The 18170-nt window shown below is 41.0% G+C and carries 10 protein-coding genes; 7 read left to right on the forward strand and 3 right to left on the reverse strand.

Annotation, left to right across the window (positions count from 1 at the left end; genetic code table 11):
- The first annotated feature begins 81 nt into the window (after positions 1-81).
- The 4 genes from FEM55_RS17305 to FEM55_RS17320 all read left to right on the forward strand — a co-directional run bounded on the left by FEM55_RS17305 (position 82) and on the right by FEM55_RS17320 (position 4290).
- Positions 82-330: a hypothetical protein gene (locus FEM55_RS17305; protein ID WP_138282658.1), complete on the forward strand. Its 249-nt coding sequence runs from the start codon at positions 82-84 to the stop codon at positions 328-330.
- A gap of 716 nt (positions 331-1046) precedes the next feature.
- A complete protein-coding gene (locus tag FEM55_RS17310) occupies positions 1047-1556 on the forward strand; it encodes a class I SAM-dependent methyltransferase (RefSeq protein ID WP_138282659.1) in 510 nt (169 codons plus the stop codon).
- A 227-nt stretch (positions 1557-1783) separates the two neighbouring features.
- Complete coding sequence (locus FEM55_RS17315) at positions 1784-3049, forward strand: glycosyltransferase (RefSeq protein WP_138282660.1); 1266 nt, start codon at positions 1784-1786, stop codon at positions 3047-3049.
- A gap of 395 nt (positions 3050-3444) precedes the next feature.
- Positions 3445-4290, forward strand: coding sequence for a ThuA domain-containing protein (locus FEM55_RS17320; protein ID WP_138282661.1), 846 nt, complete (start codon positions 3445-3447; stop codon positions 4288-4290).
- 689 nt (positions 4291-4979) lie between these two features.
- On the opposite strand, the gene FEM55_RS17325 is transcribed toward FEM55_RS17320, so the two are convergent.
- Together FEM55_RS17325 and FEM55_RS17330 are read right to left on the reverse strand one after the other, a co-directional pair.
- On the reverse strand, positions 4980-9242 hold the full coding sequence (locus tag FEM55_RS17325; RefSeq protein WP_138282662.1) for a T9SS type A sorting domain-containing protein: 4263 nt from the start codon (positions 9240-9242) through the stop codon (positions 4980-4982).
- Positions 9243-9269: 27 nt separating this feature from the next.
- Positions 9270-13445: a T9SS type A sorting domain-containing protein gene (locus FEM55_RS17330; RefSeq protein WP_171036598.1), complete on the reverse strand. Its 4176-nt coding sequence runs from the start codon at positions 13443-13445 to the stop codon at positions 9270-9272.
- Between the two features lie 1077 nt (positions 13446-14522).
- Here FEM55_RS17330 and FEM55_RS17335 point away from each other — a divergent pair.
- On the forward strand, positions 14523-15683 hold the full coding sequence (locus FEM55_RS17335) for a dienelactone hydrolase family protein (RefSeq protein ID WP_229209315.1): 1161 nt from the start codon (positions 14523-14525) through the stop codon (positions 15681-15683).
- 271 nt (positions 15684-15954) lie between these two features.
- Positions 15955-16887 (forward strand): D-2-hydroxyacid dehydrogenase, encoded by a 933-nt coding sequence (locus FEM55_RS17340; protein ID WP_171036599.1) that lies wholly within the window; start codon positions 15955-15957, stop codon positions 16885-16887.
- Positions 16888-16912: 25 nt separating this feature from the next.
- Here the strand turns inward: FEM55_RS17340 and FEM55_RS17345 are convergent, their stop codons facing one another.
- A complete protein-coding gene (locus tag FEM55_RS17345; protein ID WP_138282666.1) occupies positions 16913-17332 on the reverse strand; it encodes a DUF6157 family protein in 420 nt (139 codons plus the stop codon).
- Between the two features lie 288 nt (positions 17333-17620).
- Here FEM55_RS17345 and FEM55_RS17350 point away from each other — a divergent pair, with 288 nt between their 5' ends.
- On the forward strand, positions 17621-18142 hold the full coding sequence (locus FEM55_RS17350) for a transposase (RefSeq protein WP_138282667.1): 522 nt from the start codon (positions 17621-17623) through the stop codon (positions 18140-18142).
- The last annotated feature ends 28 nt before the right edge of the window (positions 18143-18170 follow it).

The raw sequence follows: 18170 nt of genomic DNA on the forward strand, positions 1-18170 counted from the left end.
CAATTGTTGACTGAGGGCGTAATCAAGTAGGGACATTGTGTCCTAATCTAACTACTTTACAAGCAAGTAAACAACAAAATCATGGACTTACGTACGACATTATCGGTCAATGAGAGCTTTATGGAAATGCTGACAGATTGCAAAAACCGCGGAGCAAAAGCAGAAATGATTCTGGACATCAACGGACTGGAACGGGCTGAGGGAATAATAAAGCAAATTTACCCTAATGACCCAAATCCCTACATCGAATTACAGGATGGCAGAACGATTGTAGAAAAAACAATTATCGCCCTCAATGGCCTTTTCAGGCCTGAGTATTCCGGATGCTAACAGCTATGCGGCTGGATCAGAAACTTGAAGTTGGCAATACGGCAGAATCCGGTATAACAAAATTGCCATGCAGTAACTTAGGTATTGATTGGCAACCAATCGAGTTTATATCTGATGTGGTATTTGATACATTATTTTTATTGTATAAATACTATGTTGGATATGGTATTTAAAACTTCTGCTGCAAAGCTATTCTGCCATTATTCATTAGTTTTTAAAAATATTGTAGGAATTGTCCTGTCGATTAATAATTTCCTTACCCTGACAATTTTGTAATATCTGCTATTGTCAGCTCGCTTTTACTGCTTTCTTCCCAAGGTCTTTATACACCAATTAAGAGACGTTGTTTTAAATTACTATGCTTTTGCCGCCGTTTGATAATGCAAGCTGGCTACAGGCTAAATGGAGAACTGTAATTCATGAAGTTCTTGTAAACTTTGGTTCTACTAAAGTGTACATAAAATTGCCATTGATAATAATGAATAATTTTAAAAATAGTAATTCATTCAAGCCTGACACTGATTGCTTGTTCGGCAATGTTTTCATAAGGCGCTGCTCTGGCGATAATGCAAATGCAAATGCAAAAACATTCCATTTGGGAGTTGTGGAGCAATATTAGTCTGCGATTAATGTCTTCATAAATGCATCAGCCATCAGCAAATAAAAATAATGAGCAGGATATGTAATTTCTTAAATGTTCTTAGAGCTTCAAAAGCATGAACAATCTTACTGACAGGCAATTTTGGCTAAACTATTGGGAAAATAAGACGGGGCTTATTTTTAAAATTCCCAATAATTACCCTTTCTTGTCTTTACTGCAGAAGCTTATGGATCATAACAAAATTGAATCACTTCTTGAAATAGGAGGCTTTCTCGGCTATTACTCAGCTTGGATAAGAAAGAAAGTGTCAATTGTGGTTACGTTACTGAATTTTGTAATATATCGGCAGCTTGTACATCAGCTGGAAGCAGCTAATAACATTAAAAAAGGTGAAATCGATATTTTAGAAACAGACCTGTTCAAATACAGTTCTAACAAAAAAAATGATTTGGTGATGTCTAATGAACTAATTGAGCATTACAAAAATAAAGACATTATTAACGAGCATATTTCCTTGCTTTCAGACCAAGGTATATTATTTATCACTTTGCCAAACTTTCGTGGGCTTAACAAATGGTTTCAAAGAAGTTTTGATCAAGATGATTACTATAAGCACTTTGTTTAATGTATGGATCTCGAGTATCTGAGAAATATATGTAATCAGCTGGGGTTAAAGAATATTCAAATTTATTATACCGACCGATTTATGTTGTGGCTAGAAAATAAAAAGAAACAACCGCTATATATGCGTTTATTCTTTACCGTGACTTGGTTTGTACTAAAAATAACTATCAGATTTTTTCCTTTTGAAAGTAAAGCACTATCTCCTTACATTATTATTACGGCGTATATATGAATGTAGTGTTCATTAACACAAGTGACAGCAGTGGTGGTGCCGCTATTGCCTGTTCCAGATTGCAAAAAGCACTTGAAAAGCATTTGAACATAAATGGAGTAATTTTAACACAGGAAAAGAAGCTTGAAAACTCCTCTGTTATATCACTCACACCAACACGCTGGAAAAAACAAATGGCTTGGTTTAGATTCGTTGCAGAAAGGCTGTTATTTCTTCCGTATGAAAAATCCAGAGAAATTCGCTTTTTATTCAATCGTGGTATTGTAGGAATTGATATTAGTTCACATCCACTTGTTCAAAATGCAGATATAATACATTTGCACTGGATTAATTTTGGTTTCCTTTCTATCCATTCCCTTAAAAAATTACTATCGTTAGGCAAGCCGATTGTATGGACGCTACATGACATGTGGGCTTTTACAGGCGGTTGTCATCATAGTGGTAAATGTGAAAATTATCAATTATCATGTGGTAACTGTAAATTCTTACGAAATCCGTCTAGCAATGATATATCATATAAAGACTGGTTATTGAAAAAAAAGACATATACTGAATTTGCCGCTATTGGTTGCAGCAAATGGCTGACAAACCGGGCCAAAAGCAGTAGCTTGCTTGCTAATTGTTACACAGCATCTATTCCAAATCCCATTGATACTGCTACTTTCTGTCCTGTTTTAAAATCTCAGGCAAGACGATTTCTTAATCTGCCTGATAACAAAATGTTGATTTTGTTCGCTGCTATGAGAATTGATGCTGTTAAGAAGGGTTTTATTTATTTTGAAAGAGCATTACAAATTTTTAAAGAACATAATAGTGAAACGGCCAATGAAATAGAAATAATTGTTTTTGGATCAGGAAATTGTGAAATTTTCAAGCAACTGCCATTTCCTGTCCATGTTCTGGGACATCTATCAAGTGAGACACAAATTAGCCTTGCTTACAATGCTGCTTCCGTCTTTGTGATACCTTCACTTGAAGAAAACTTACCTAATACAATCATGGAATCCTTTGCCTGTGGTACACCAGTTGTCGGTTTTGATGTAGGAGGTATATCAGAAATGATTGAACATAAACAAAATGGGTATTTGTCAGTCTATGGCTCTTCAGAATCTCTTGCAGAAGGAATCAATTGGGTGCTAAAAAATAATTTGAACGGCGTACTTTCCAAGCAGGCAAGACAAAAAGTAATTAATTCTTATTCTGAAAAAGTAGTCGCAATGCAATATAAGCGGCTTTATCAAATGTTACTTAAAGTAAGTTAAACATTTGCCGGTTGTCACTAATTTTCGGTTTTTAATAATCTGAACTTATAACACTGCAAAATAAAAGTTACAAATATAATGTTAGGCAGAAGAATCAAACTTGTTCATTGCAGAAAATAGAATAAAATCAAATTCCAGCCAAGATCGATATTATTTAATAATTGATTTTCATTGCTATAAACAGGGAGCCGCTCTGCGGCTTTTGCTGTTTGGGAATACAGTCAGGTTGCACGTTGATGTTAACAAATGTGAAGTTCTGAAATTTGGCAAGCAGACAGCACGGTAAAATGCCGTGATTGATCCACATTCATTAGTATAAAGTCATTCCGGTATCTCTTATTAAGGTATTTGCCGGAAGTTACTTTCAGAGCAATGTTACTCTTATACAACTAGATATGAAAAGGACGATTAAAATTACTTTATGGATTTTATTATGCATCATACTGTTTGCAGGAGCGACAACAGGAATATTCTTTTACAAAATCAAGAATGGTTTTCCTGTGTCATATGAAACAGAAAAGCCAGCAATAAATTTTCCGCCTGATCAATCAGCTGTCCTGATTTTTTCTAAAACAACCGGTTTTCGACATGCAGAGTCGATTGAAGCGTCATTGCCTGTTTTTTCTCAAATAGCACGAAAAAATAATTGGTTTATTTATCAAACAGAAGAAGGCGGTATTTTTAATCCCGAGCAATTGAAACGTTTCAAGGTTGTTATTTTCAACAATTCTACCGGCAGAGTTCTTAACGATGAACAACAAAAAGTTTTGAGCCAGTATGTAGAATCAGGCGGAACTCTACTGGGTATTCACGGAGCAGGAGATGACTCCCATCACTGGCCATGGTATCAAACTCATTTACTCGGCACAAAATTCTCTCATCATCCACTCAACCCGCAATTCCAGAAAGCAGACGTGCATGTGGAGGTTGATTCCGATTCGTCATTAACCCGTAAGTTGCCCGCTGTCTGGACAAACCAGGATGAATGGTATGTTTTCCTGAGCCAGCCCAAAGGCATGCAGATTTTATCTTATATCAACGGAGATAAAATCATTCCCAATGGCAATCTGCTCTGGATCAGAGATAAGGACTTTGGTATGGGACAATATCATCCGGTTGCCTGGTATCGAAACGTTGGCAAAGGCAAAACTTTCTATACTTCGATGGGGCATGGCAAGGAAGTCTGGCAAAATGAAAATTTCGTCCAAATGATAGAAAATGCCATGATCTGGTCCGAGTAACAGGAATTCGGAAATGTACAATTGAGCACCAGACAAAAAAGCTCCGGAGCTATCTGTTTATAGCAAAAAAGCATTCGGCAAAACATTGCGCGGCTCCAGAGGAGCCTTCTTGGAATCAGCAGACAGGCGGCCCCGCCGGGGCCTGACCATGACAATGGCTGATTTGTGGCTATAAACAGGGAGCCGCTCTGCGGCTATGCTGCATAAATGTTCTTGTCGAAAAGCATTTCTGAGCAGGAATACTTTTAAGAAGCAGGCAGAAAAAGCTCCGGAGGAGCAATCTGTTTATAGCAAAAAAGCATTCAGCAAAAGGTTATGCGGCTCCCGAGGAGCCTTCTGGTAATCAGCAAGCAATAAGGCGGCCCCGCCGGGGCCTAACCATGACAATGGCTGACTTGTGGCTATAAACAGGGAGCCGCTCTGCGGCTGTTGCTGCATAAATGTTTTTGTTGAGAAGCATTTATGAGCAGGAATACTTTTAAGAAGCAGGCAGAAAAAGCTCCGGAGGAGCTATCTGTTTATAGCAAAAAAGCATTCGGCAAAAGGTTATGCGGCTCCGGAGGAGCCTTCTTGGAATCAGCAGACAGGCGGCCCCGCCGGGGCCTGACCATGACAATGGCTGGATTTATGGCTATAAACAGGGAGCCGCTCTGCGGCTGTTGCTGTACATTTACTGCAATGTTCAGTTTTTATTGTTTGATGATCCTGAAAATCTGCATTCTTTCTTTCTGTTCCAGTTTCAGTAAATAAATCCCGGAAGGAAATTGCTCCAAACTTAGAACAACCTCTTTTTCAGAACTGTTTTGCATCCAGAATGGAATCCCGGATAAGTTGTACAAGGTTAACGTTCGCAAGGAATTTGTTGCAAAACGAACCGTTACCCAGTCCTCTGTTGGGTTTGGGCCTATGGATATTTTATCTGAATCTATAATTGGTTCTTCTGCACCCAATATCACTTCTACTTTTATGGCGGAGGGCTCGTTAATGGAGCCAATGCCACATGCATTGCTTACAGATAATAATTTAAAGTAGGCTGAAGGCTCATTGCTTGCAACCAGCATGGTATCAGGCGAAATATCAGCATATCTATTTATTGCACCAAGGTCATTTCCATAACTGTACCGCCAGGGGCCGGTTCCATTTAGTAAAACTACGACTTGTGCTTTGCGCGTTGTATCCAGATTAACAATACTGCTTGCAAAAGATGCACTTGCTTTGGTGCTAAACCACACAGTTTGCTGAAAATCACCGGAGACTGTATTCCCATCAGTAGCAGCAAGCCGGATGCGATAGCCTTCCGTAGTCGAAAAGCCACTCGGAACAATGAATTGCAGCGGAGATTCTTTTCCAGTAGTAATCAGATTTTTAGCCACCTTTCCCTGGTTGTCCATTATCTGAACCGTAAACTGGTTATCAGCAGAAAATGTGCCTGATTTGGTATAGTAAACCAAAACAGTATCCTTTTCACAAAATGCACTTTTGTTGAAACCCGCAATCTTCAACGTTCTGTCAGATGGTGGATTTACAATGACTTTTGCACTTCCAAATGATCGGACGGCACCACAGTTACTTTCAGAAGAAACAATCGTATAGGTAGTCGTAACTGTTGGAGATACTTTTATACTATAAGTGCCGTAATTGCTGAAAAACTGAAAAGCCCCTGACGTTCCGTCTGAAAGTGTAATCCTGACCTGCTGGTTACCTTCACTTTTTGCAAGAATGTTGATAAAAGCAAATTCTCCCGGATTAATCGTTGCATTACCGCTTAATTCAATATCCGGAGCCTTGTTGATGTTAACAAGCTGGGAAAATGAAACATTGGTCCCGGTTATGTAACAAGTCAGTTCGTAGCTGCCGCTGTGCATATTGGGAGACACCGGAAGTGAAATTGTACCAGAAGTAGCTGTCACTTTTGTAAGGTCAAATCTTGTTTTGTTAGCATTGGTAAGATAAAACCCGACTTTTTCTCCCGCCGGAAGGTCGCCTGCAACCTGATATTTCACATTGATTGCGGTTCCGCTGCAGACATTGTCCGTTTCAGGTTTAAGACTTAAAATCTGCGGTTTCACTTTCACCGCTGCACTTCCTGAAACCGGGCCATATCCGCACTGGTTACTGACAGATTGCAATTGAAACTGTGTACTTTTTGTAATCTTGTAAAAGCTGCTGAAACTGTCTCCAGAAAATTCAGTTTCCTGCATTCCGCTTACCATTACTTTCCACGGGCCGCCGCCTGTCAGTTTGAAGTCTATTGTAATTTCCTGTCCGTACTTGATCTCGCCGGGATTAACTGTATTCTGACTACCGAATGAAATGGTTGCGGAAGGCTTCCGGTTTACAACAATTCTCTTTCCTTCCGTACTGATCTGCTCATCCGTAATTACCCGAATGTCATACGTACCTTCCATGGATTCAGGAATTAAATATCTGAAATCCGCTCCGGTTTTGTTTGACAAAATTGTCCTGAATTCTTCTTCATCTTTTTTCACTTGTAAATAGAAAGTCGTGCCGTTTGGAGCATTTCCATTTTCAATGGTAAACGGCACCGTTATTTCTTCCCCAGCACAGTATACATGGTTGTCAGTAAAATATTTCATCCCTAGTTTATAACTGTTCCAGTATAAATAACTGGTCAGATTCACATCCGTCGTTCCGCATACATTGGTCAGTGATTTGAGTGTAAAAGCTGTGACTTTTAATCGGGGCAATGCTGGACGAAAAGTATGGTACTGTGATTTTTGTTCAGAATGATAGTCATTGGTTCCATCCGTATATTCAGCTGTATAAGGTGAAAAATTGTCAAGCTGTATACTGAAATGAGGCCCGGTATCTACTCCGAGAACGATGGGGTTCTGGGCTGTTCCGTCAAATCCTTCATAAAAAGTCAGTTTGGGTTTGCTCTCTATAATTAAAGGCAGACCGGCAGTGCCCCAGATTTCAGGAACAGTGGATTTTATGGAAATAAAAGCATATTTCTGGTTTACAAATGCTGAAACAGGCAGTTTATACCGGCCGGGTTTTTTGACAGCAAGCAAAACGTTATTCGGGTTGTTCGGTTGTGTGATCTGAAACTCGTTTCCATTACCAAACTGGCCAAGTCCATCAAACGAAACTTCAATGCTGTCAGGATCGCACAAGTATTTCTGCACCGGCGGATGAACAATGATAACAGGCTTCTGAGCTGAATACGAATTGACTGCTAAGTCCAGCCTCGGCAGGTCGCTATTTGCGTAACAGCTGTTTTCAATGGATTTCGGGGCAAAGTTCCCGGAAGCAGCAGCGAAAACTTCTTCCCCTTTTTCAGAATAGTCCACATAGGTTTTTTCTCCTTTGTAATCAACCAGATCAAACGGAATACCTCCGGAAACAATCAGGTTGTAACTATAATATTGCGGATAAGGCAGTGTTCTGGAGTTGCTGGTTGCGTAGGTTACTCTTGGAATCCCCCGGATTGTAAATCCATATCTGATCTCGGAAGTATAGGACGGATTTGCCGTTTTGATACGAAAGCCGGTTATACTGAAATAACCTTCCGTTATCCAGCTGGCAGGTGAATGCGGAATAAAAAACTCAATAGAGTCATTTACAAGCTTTGCCTCAAATTGGTAAACCGTGTTTTTCGAAGTAATACCTTCTACTGTAAATTTTGTACTGGCATTCAGCACTGCATTCGTAACAAACGGCAAACGTAATTTCTGATTTTCACAGATTTCGCGTTTTTGTTGAACGGGAGCATCAATGGCAATGCCGGGCAGTACAGTTGCTACAACCGTTTGCTTCGGCAAATCGGTTGTTACACCGCAAGGTGTTTTAAGGGATTTGATCGAGAACGTTTCGGTTTTTTTCAGCCTAAAATTAAGATTCAGATTGTTGTCAAGCGTATAGGAATTGCCGTTATTGAGTTCGATCGAGTAAGGTTCTGGACCCGAAACATTAAACCACAGGGCAAAATCTTCTCCGAGCCGGACCGAGTCACTCTGACTCTGGAATGAAGCAACAGGCTTTTCATAGATAGCAAACGGCTTTGAATACGGACTCAGCAATTTCGGTCCATCGACTACAATTGCAACCTGATAAAGCATGGAATAAAGTAAGATATCATCAGGTAGTCTGGCTGTAAGCACGCCGTTGCTCTTTCGCTTTGCAGGAATTTCAAAGGTTCGTTTTTCATTGCTATCCGAGTAACTCAGTTTCAGAAAGCGAAGTTTGAAGGTTGCAGTTTCCGGAATAACGCCGCCGTTTTCGTCGTAACTCAGTTCCATTTCACTTCCTTCACAAAGCGTCGTGTTATTGATTTTAGTCGGAATGATAGAAATTGGATTGACTGTCACCGGTACTTTTCCCGAAAACGGAACGGCTACATTACAGCTGTTTACAGATTTTACTATAAATAAATCCGCCGTTTTTGAAGCAATAAATGCAATTCCCAACTGATTATTGCCGGTAGGAAGTATCTCATGCTCAGAACTGTCACTAAGCATAACAGTAACCGGATTATTCGTTGTTATGTCAATATGCATGACAATTTCGGTTCCGGCATTCAGCGTGTCCGGCTCGCCTGCATGGCGGCTTAGTAAAACCTTTCCGCGGTTGTAAAAAGGTCTTGAGTAAATAGTGGTTTGTGTAACCGGGCTTGTGGACGATATTTGGTAACTTAATTGTGTGTAGCTTTCCAGTTTGTCATCATTTATTGTAAAAACAAAATTTCCATTTTTGTAAACGGCCTCATAACGCGCTATTTGCTTGTCGTTGTAAAGGGCATAAAACTGGATATAAAACTTGTTATTGCTGTTAAATGTACCGTTGATCTGAGCAGGTATTTTCGTTTCCGCATAAGCACAGAGTGACAGGTCATATGCGTCTGTAAGTAAAATCTGCGGGACATTGTTCTGGCCAGCAGCCAGGTTGGTACATAAAAGCAGCGTAAGCAGAAGTAGATTTCCAAACTTCATTTTAAAAAGGTTTTCCGTTGAGTAATGTTAATATTTGATGATCCGGTAAGTACTGACCAGTTGTTTTCTGTGAACTTGCAAAATGTAAATGCCTGTCGGGAAGTGGGACAAATCGATCGTTGCATTCTGTTGCGCGGATAAGCCTGTATACATTCTGGTACCATTTAAATGAAGGATTTCCAGTTGTCGGGCAGACGAATTTACAAACTGAATCACCAGCTCACTGCTTGCCGGATTAGGACCTAACTGAATGACTTCTCCAGTGGAAGCAGGCTCGGCAGCAGTTATCAATTCAAATTGGAATGACGAAGGATCGCCAACTTTTCCGACTCCGCACTCATTTTCAACCTGTAAGATCTTGTAAGTTGCGACGGGCGTTACAGGTGTGAGCCGGATCGTGTCCGAATATCCTGCAGTATTGCGGTACAGAGAAAAATTATCGTCTCCAAAGCGGTAATAAAAGGGCGAACTTCCTTCAAGACCAATAACTACATTGACCGGCTGGCCCGGCAAGTAGTAAGCAGCAGGCGTTAGTACCTTGGCCTGCGCGTATGATCCGATTCTTAAGCTTTCCGGATAAGTACTTCCGCTAATATTCTGACTTTTTGAAATGAGGCGAATTCTGTAATAACCAGACTGTTTTACACCTGCAGGAATCACTGCCGTAAGAGGTGAGAACTGACCAGACGTAGGAATGGAAACGAAATTCCTGCCCGTACTGTCTGATAACAAAACTTCGTATTCATTCACACCTGCCTGATTTCCATTTAAGTTGAAATAGATCTGTACGGTGTCCGTACCGCAGATGTTTGATTTTCTTAATCCTTCAATACGTTGTATGGAAAGCCATTGCGGCAGCCTGGGCTGTACCGTAATCGTGGCCGAACCTGAAACTTTGCCGACACCACAAGTACTTTTCAGCTCTTTTAAAGTAAAAGTCGTTGTAATGGACGGAGTAACCTTAATCTGCGTGACACCTCCGGGAAACGGCGCCGTATGTGCTTGTGAAGTGCCGTCGGAAAGTTCGAAGGAAGTACTGTAAGCAAATGAATTGTTGGCGCGAACATACAAATTTGTCGATTCGCCGGCCGTAATAATATTGTCGCCAAACAAGGTAATATCCGGCGAAGTATAGATCTGGTACGAAATGGTTTTAGAAAGCTGCAATGATGCCACTTCTGCTTTGATAAAGAAAATTTGTCCGACTATATTTTGCGGTATTTTCAGCTCGATCCGCCCGCTTGCATTTTTGACAGAGTCCAGCTTTACCGGTTTTTTGTCATCACCTGTAATGCTGAAAACCAGATAACTGTTGCCTTGAGGTTCCATCCCTTTGATTTCATAATCCAGCTGGACTTTTTGTCCGGGACAGATAATTGCATCTGCGTTTTCAGGGTATTTTTTCAGTTCTAGGCCCGGCTTCACTTTTACCGTAACTTTCCCGGAAGCAGTCCCATATCCGCATGAATTCCAGACTTTGCTGACAAAGAAAGTTTGTTCACCTGTTACTGTGGGCGCATAGGTTGTGTAGTTGCTTGTAACCTGTTCCTGTCTGCCGTCATTGTAAACCAGCCCCCAGGGGTCGCTTCCAGTCAGATAAGTCGTGAGATATACCTGCGAGCCGTAGTCCGCCAGTACGATTGTATCGCCGGGTGCTGATTCGTAGCCTGCCTGAAATGTTGCAGTGGGTACATCCCCGATATAAAAATAGACCGGTTCGGAGTAGATGTTGTCGGAGGAACGCACCCTGAAATAGTAATTGCCGGTTTTAACGTTTGGAACTGCGAATTTGAACAGGTGGCTGTCCGTTGCAGTTGCCAGGTCCGTGTAAGTATCCTGCGAACCGGTTGCCGAAATCTGAAGTGTAAACTTGGTTGACGGAGCAGCTGTGCCGCTTTCCAGCGAAAACTGAATTTCGGAATCACTTCCGATACATTGCCGGACAGGAAATGTATACGGATTGATATTGATCTTGTATGCAACACCAATAAAGTATGATGTTATTTCACCGGCATAGCTGCCGCATGAATTGGTAACAGACTTCAGCCTGAATTCCGAAACCTTGTTACTGGCCAGTTCCAGCGGAATGGAAAAGGTCCCGTTCTGGTTTGTGCGAATAGTATTTTCCTTTCCATCCAGCGCATAATGAATAAGCGTATAATCACTGGTAAATACTGCTACGCCCGGCGACTCTCCGAGAAACATTTTAGCAGGTTGATCTTTGCTGGCCTGCGGCTGTATTGAAGGCATCGACGGTTTGACTTTCAGGTTAAAACGGTCCGTTTCCGAGATTAAACGGGGCAGGCTGGAACTCAGCTGTAAACTTGCATCATAGCCTTCTTGCAGCCTTTCAGGAAGCTTTACTTTATAAATTCCCGGCTTGGTAACATTTCTGATCGGATAAGTGTCAGCTTGCGCAAACCTCAGATAGGAAATAGTGAACTGATTGCCAGCTTCGAACTTTCCGCTAAAATTAAGCTCAACTTCCACGCTGTCGCCCATACAATAATCCTTGTTGATCAGCCGTGCAAACAATGCAGGCGTAGTATTACCAGGATTATCGACCTTTAATGAAAAAGCAGGAAGATCATTATTCCGAAAGCATTCATTGGATAAAGAAGCAAGCTTGAAAGTGGTATCCTGCAGGATATACTGGTAAAACCAGATATTGCGGTATTCGTACGTCTGTTTGGTGCCACCGGCCATTTCTGCAATATATGGCCCTCCGCCATATAAATTGTAGTCCATTCGGACAGCAGATGGGAATGGCACGCTTTTCTGGGAATTTTCTGCCATCAGCATATAAGGCGGACTTTGAACTTTTACAGCGCTGTACGGAGATGCAAGTGCCGGATTGCTGGATACAATCCGAAGCATGTACAAGTCACTGTAATCCCGCTTTGGATCCTGTGCTGTGTTTTTAGGGATAAAAAATTCCAGTGAGTCTCCTATGACTTTGGCGGGAAAAACAAACTTCTCATTCGATTCGGTTGTGCCTTCCAAAACATAGGAAGTCTGCGGATTAACACCATTTGCCCGGAAGCGCATCCGTACGGTTTGTCCTTCACAGAATGTTCTGGAAGGACCTGTCGATTCAGGCTCTCCAAGTAGAAGGCTGGGCTTTACCGTAACGGTAAGCGGCGTATGGGAAGGATTTTCTATAATGCCGCACCCCGATTCAAATGTTTTAACCTGATACTGAGTTGTTGTTTCAGGGCTTAACAGAACATTATAATCAAAAACTTCTCCGTTGGTTAAGGTAAACTTAAAAGGAGGAAATCCGGTTGGGTTTGCAGATACCTGCACATGTTCTCCTATATTGATATTGTGCGAATCCGGTGTAAATGAAAATGAAGGCTTTGGATTTATATTGATTTTTAAGCCTTTGTTAATGGATATAGCAGCAGGGTTTTCCGTTACGATACCAATGTAGATGCCCTGGTTGAGCATCGTTGAGCTGAGACCTTCGGGAATGATGGCTGTCAGCTCTTTCTTGCCACTCAGGACGGCCGGTGCATCCATGTAGTCATAGCTGTCAAAATAGGTGTTATCCGAACTGAACCTGATCCTGAATTTTGTATTTGCATTAAAATCTGCTTTGTCCGTACTGAACTTGACCTTGAATTCACTGCCTATACAAAGTGGAGCAGCACTAATACTGACCGGCATGAAATCAATGGAATTTACCTTGACTGTGACTTGCCCCGATATATCCATAGAACCGCAAACGTTGCTGGCTTCTTTAATAAAATACGTGCCGTCCTTCGTTTTCGGAAGATTGACAGTCGTCGTATAGCCGTTTACCCATTCGTAATCACTATAGTGCAGCTGAAATTTATTACCTGTATTCAATGTAATCTCTCCTGGACTCATCGGAGTAGTCGTAAATGCCAGTACGATCGGATCGGTTGAATTCAGTGTATCCGCTTCGTATCCCCATTTTGAAGTTAAGCGGACTGTTGATTTTGTAAATGCCTTGAAAGAGTAATAAGCGTCAGTTTCAGTTTCTGGACTGGATGCAATTACTTTAAGTCCAAAGTTTTGTGAATTAGCAAGTTCAGGTTCTCTTAAGATTGTAACCAGCTTGTTGCCCCTAAGTTGTGCGGGATATTCCCATCTTCTAGCTGGGTTGTTCCAGTCTTTATAAGCTACAACGGTGAATTTATTGTCAGATGGAAAAACGCCGCTTATGGTAACATCCATGCTGAGTTCAGTTCCAAGACAATAATTTTCGGAATAAACCTTGTCAATCCGGAGGCTGGGACTTTGGGCAAAAACGGTTAAGGAAAAACAGGACAGAATGAGGGTAAGTAAACATTTAATCATATAGAAGGAGGTAATGAGATTACCAAAATTAGCAAATGTTACCTTCTTCAAAAAACAAAACTTTTCGGTGTTCTTTCTTAATGCCTACGGGAATGAAGAAGGCGGAAAAAAGCATAAAGAGTAGTACTAAACTGAACGATTAGCAGGTGAAATTTGTGATTTTGAAATTGTTAAGTATCCCTTGATATCAATGGGATTTTTTTTGCAGTCAGCAAGCAATAAGGCGGCCCCGCCGGGGCCTGACCATGACAATGGCTGACTTGTGGCTATAAACAGGGAGCCGCTCTGCGGCTGTTGCTGCACGAAGGTTTTTGTCGAAAAGCATTTCTGAGCAGGAATACTTTTAAGAAGCACAACAAAAAGCTCCGGAGGAGCTATCTGTTTATAGCAAAAAAGCATTCAGCAAAAGGTTATGCGGCTCCGGAGGAGCCTTCTGGTAATCAGCAAGCAATAAGGCGGCCCCGCCGGGGCCTAACCATGACAATGGCTGACTTGTGGCTATAAACAGGGAGCCGCTCTGGGGCTGTTGCTGCACGAAGGTTTTGTCGAAAAGCATTTCTAAGCAACAATACTTTTAAGAAGCACAACAAAAAGCTCCGGAGGAGCTATCTGTTTATAGCAAAGAAGCATTCAACAAAAGGTTATGCGGCTCCGGAGGAGCCTTCTGGTGATTGAAAGAAAAATAAGTAATAAATAGAAAGCTACTTTGCGAGTTGTTGCTTAGAGATCAAATTCTTTTTCCTCTTATTATTTTAATGCTTGGTTTACAAAAGTATTCCAATCCAAGTTTCTGCTTATTAAGGATTAAAGAATACAGCAGAACAGGTTTGTCTTTCCTGAAATTCTCCGGGAGAAAATAAAACAAATCATCTTAATGAATAACTGCTCCAATGTATAAAAGTTAAAATGAATCAAATGTGTATTATAAGGATGAGAAACGTATTTATAATTTTAGTGTATTCTATACTTCTTTCTACTGAATTGATTGCGCAGAATTACGATGAAGCCAAGGTGCCTTCCTACATTTTACCTGATGTTCTGAAAGCCCAGAGTGAAAAAGTTGTAACCAATGTAAAAGATTGGGAAAATATTCGGCGACCGGAAATCCTTACTCTTTTTGAGGAAAATGTTTATGGACAAATGCCGAAAACATTTGATAAATACGAGTTTAAAATAAAAAATGAAAACAAGCATTCCATGAATGGGAAAGCTCATTTAAAAGAAGTAGAAATTGCTGTCACCAATCATAATCAAACTGTAATGATTCATTTGGTTTTGTTTGTTCCGACGGGAATAAAAAAGCCGGTACCCGCTTTTTTACTAATTAATAACAGAGGGAAAAACAATACTTCTCCCACAAGAGACACACTGAGTGGTTTCTGGCCGGCCGAACAGGTTATTGATGCAGGATATGCCGTTGCTGCATTTCATGTAAATGACGCTGCGCCGGATCATAAAGACAGCTACCAGAATGGTGTTCTGCGGTTATATCCCGAGCAGTTGAAGGCAGGAAATGGTATGAAGGCTATCGGAGCCTGGGCATGGGCCGCCAGCAGGATCATGGATTATTTTGAAAATGATAAGGACATAGATGCATCAAAGATTGTTCTCACAGGACATTCCAGGGGAGGAAAAGCATCATTGTGGGCTGCTGCACAAGATTCCCGTTTTGCCATGTGCGTTTCAAATTGTTCAGGAAATACCGGAGCTGCTTTGTCTCACCGCCGTTTTGGAGAAACGATTCAAGCAATCAATACAACATTTCCGCATTGGTTTGCTGACAATTACAAGAAATTCAATGATAACGAAAGTGCATTGCCTCTGGATCAGCATATGCTTGTTTCTTTGATTGCGCCAAGGCCTGTCTACGTAACCAATGCTTCTGAGGATTTATGGGCAGATCCTGTCGGAACGTTTTTGTCTTTAAAAGAGGCTGAAAGAGTATACGGACTTTACAAGTTGAAATCAGCCTTGCCGGAATCCATTCCGGCCATCAATATGCCGTTTGTCAAACCTCCTTTGGCATATCATATCCGTGAAGGAGTACATGATATGACTTCATATGACTGGGCTCAATTTATTAAAAATGCAGATCTTTATTTTAAAAGCCGGTAAATTTCAAATTGAGAAGACGGGATTGACAAGCCGCTCAATCTCGGATACCGGATTGTGCTTTCAACCTGTATTTTCTGAATTCATTTTTTTGTAGATCATTGTCAAACAGCAAACCAGATTCGGATAAATAGATGTCCGGATACAAATGCAGCAATGCAAATTGCCTTTAATGTTTTATAAGCAAAAAGATTTCAGGCAAATAAAAATTACAATCTGTCTTTTATGGAATGGTATTTGTTTGACCAGGTTTCAAACAAATCATTTCAATTACATGAAGATCCTTGTATACGCCAAGCTGGAAAAGGAAATGCAGTCAGAATTAGAGAAGCACTTGCCTGATGACGCAGAAGTACTGTTTGCATCTGATATTTCAGAACAGGAAGTAAAAGAGGCGTGGCAATCTGCCGAGGTGCTTATCGGCAATCCGCCCGCAGACTGGTTTGAAGAAACTCCCGGCGCACTAAAATTCTGGCAGCTTGAAAATGTCGGTTTCGAGCAGTATAAGGAAGTTGATTACAAAGGAAAAACGGCCAATGTAGGTGATATATCCGCTGTGCCCTGCGCCGAAACCATCGTAAGCGGTATTCTGGCTTTTTACCGTGGTATTCCCAAGATGGTCAGAAATCAGGTTAAAAAGGAGTGGGTAGGAGAAAAATCCAGCGCCGGACTTCAGATCCTCAGCGGCAAAAAAGTTATTATTCTGGGTTCGGGGGCCATCGGAGAACATGTGAATAAACTTCTGCAGGCATTTGGCTGCAGCACTCAAATGACTGCCAAAAGCGACCCGCAGGCAGAAATTCATTCGTTTGATCACTTGTTACAGCAACTGACTGAAACAGATCTGGTTGTAAATACACTGCCAGGCAATCTTGACAAATACGTTTCTCAGGAATTTTTTGATGCCATGAAAGAAGGAAGTCTTTATGCCAATGTGGGCAGAGGAAATACAACCGACGAAGCAGCATTGATAAATGCTCTGGAAAGTGGCAAGTTAACAGGCGCTGTTCTTGATGTTACTGAAAAAGAGCCGCTTGCCGAAGACAGTCCGTTATGGGAAATGGAAAATGTTATTCTAACGCAGCATACCGGCGCAGAACATGCGGGCAGAGATCAGGACAAAGTTGAAAAATTCATTTCCAACATCCGTAAATACCTGAATCACGAGGAGATTGAAGATGAAGTAAAACTTTCGGAAGGATATTAGGAAGATCTGAAAATGGCAACGGGCATTACTTAGCTGATTTCATTGCTTTTAATATCTTTATTTTTTTGTCATTTAGAAGCCGGTTATACTCTTCGGTTTGATTGCCGTACAAAGCCACTTTGCCATTGTTGTCGCAGTGAATTCCCCAGCCGTAACGCTTTGTCAGTGGCGAAGCGCGAAAGCAGGGCTGGCCTTTGGAGAAAAATGCTTTTCTTGCTTCTTCCAGTTCGCTTTCCGTCAGATCTTTCCGTTTGGCATAAACCCTGAACAATATATCATCCGAGGTATATTCATAAGGGTTTTTGCTGATCATATCGTACTGTATGCCGGCAACGGTTTCTGTATTGCCCTTCATCGGCGGCACTTCTCCTTTTGCAGCCGGACAGTCTTCCGCAACTTCAATAAATGTATTTGTATAATTGGTTGTATGGATTTTCTTGTTCATCTGTATTGTATTTACCAAAAGATTAAGGTCAATTTCCGGGTGTTGTTTGTGTACAAACTCATATTCTGAGCTATATACGGTTCAGATGCATTGGTTTATGTTAAAGCTTGATGCTTTCATTTAGGCTGCGTTGGCTTTATTGTCGTCGTTTGTGTCTTCACAAATGACGACAATAAAGAAAGTACAGACAGCTATGAATTTAATGTACTGACTGGATTTTACACCCTGTTACCAAAAAGCATTTTTTACGTAAAGTATAAATATGTGCTTTAATCGGAATATTCAAAAATGGAACTTGGGGAAATTTACCTTTATACAGCAACCATTACGAAACAGCGGAATTTACTGCAATCTGAAAAATATAAATGCGTTGTACTTGACAGTTTGTACTATCTGGTCCATTGCAGAAAAATGGCAGTTTACGGTTTCGTAATCATGCCAGACCACATTCACCTGATATGGGAATTACTTGAGACCAATGGAAAAGAGTATCCGCATGCAAGTTTTATGAAATATACAAGTCATCTTTTCCAGAAGGATTTGCGAAAGAATGATCCGGAATTACTAGAACAGTACAGGGTAGATTTCAGAACGAGAAAGTATCATTTCTGGCAAATGAATTCACTTGCCACACAGGTATTTTCATCCACAATATTCCTTTCAAAACTGACATACATACACAACATTCCGGTACAGGAAAAGTGGCAGTTGGCTGCCGCTCCTGAGCAATATCGCTTCTCTTCGGCCAGCTTTTACATGACCGGAAAAGACGAATTCAAATTTCTTACACACATATCAGAAAGAATCTAATCCGGAATAGCTTCGCACTTCGTTTGTG

The sequence above is a fragment of the Dyadobacter sediminis genome, from assembly GCF_005860765.1.
Taxonomy (GTDB): domain Bacteria; phylum Bacteroidota; class Bacteroidia; order Cytophagales; family Spirosomataceae; genus Dyadobacter; species Dyadobacter sediminis.

Bases quoted from the DNA above. Each gene is read 5' to 3' on its own strand.
- FEM55_RS17305 (WP_138282658.1), top strand. From the start codon at position 82: ATGGACTTACGTACGACATTATCGGTCAATGAGAGCTTTATGGAAATG.
- FEM55_RS17310 (WP_138282659.1), top strand. From the start codon at position 1,047: ATGAACAATCTTACTGACAGGCAATTTTGGCTAAACTATTGGGAAAAT.
- FEM55_RS17315 (WP_138282660.1), top strand. From the start codon at position 1,784: ATGAATGTAGTGTTCATTAACACAAGTGACAGCAGTGGTGGTGCCGCT.
- FEM55_RS17320 (WP_138282661.1), top strand. From the start codon at position 3,445: ATGAAAAGGACGATTAAAATTACTTTATGGATTTTATTATGCATCATA.
- FEM55_RS17325 (WP_138282662.1), bottom strand. From the start codon at position 9,242: ATGAAGTTTGGAAATCTACTTCTGCTTACGCTGCTTTTATGTACCAAC.
- FEM55_RS17330 (WP_171036598.1), bottom strand. From the start codon at position 13,445: ATGGATGTTACCATAAGCGGCGTTTTTCCATCTGACAATAAATTCACC.
- FEM55_RS17340 (WP_171036599.1), top strand. From the start codon at position 15,955: ATGAAGATCCTTGTATACGCCAAGCTGGAAAAGGAAATGCAGTCAGAA.
- FEM55_RS17345 (WP_138282666.1), bottom strand. From the start codon at position 17,332: ATGAACAAGAAAATCCATACAACCAATTATACAAATACATTTATTGAA.
- FEM55_RS17350 (WP_138282667.1), top strand. From the start codon at position 17,621: ATGGAACTTGGGGAAATTTACCTTTATACAGCAACCATTACGAAACAG.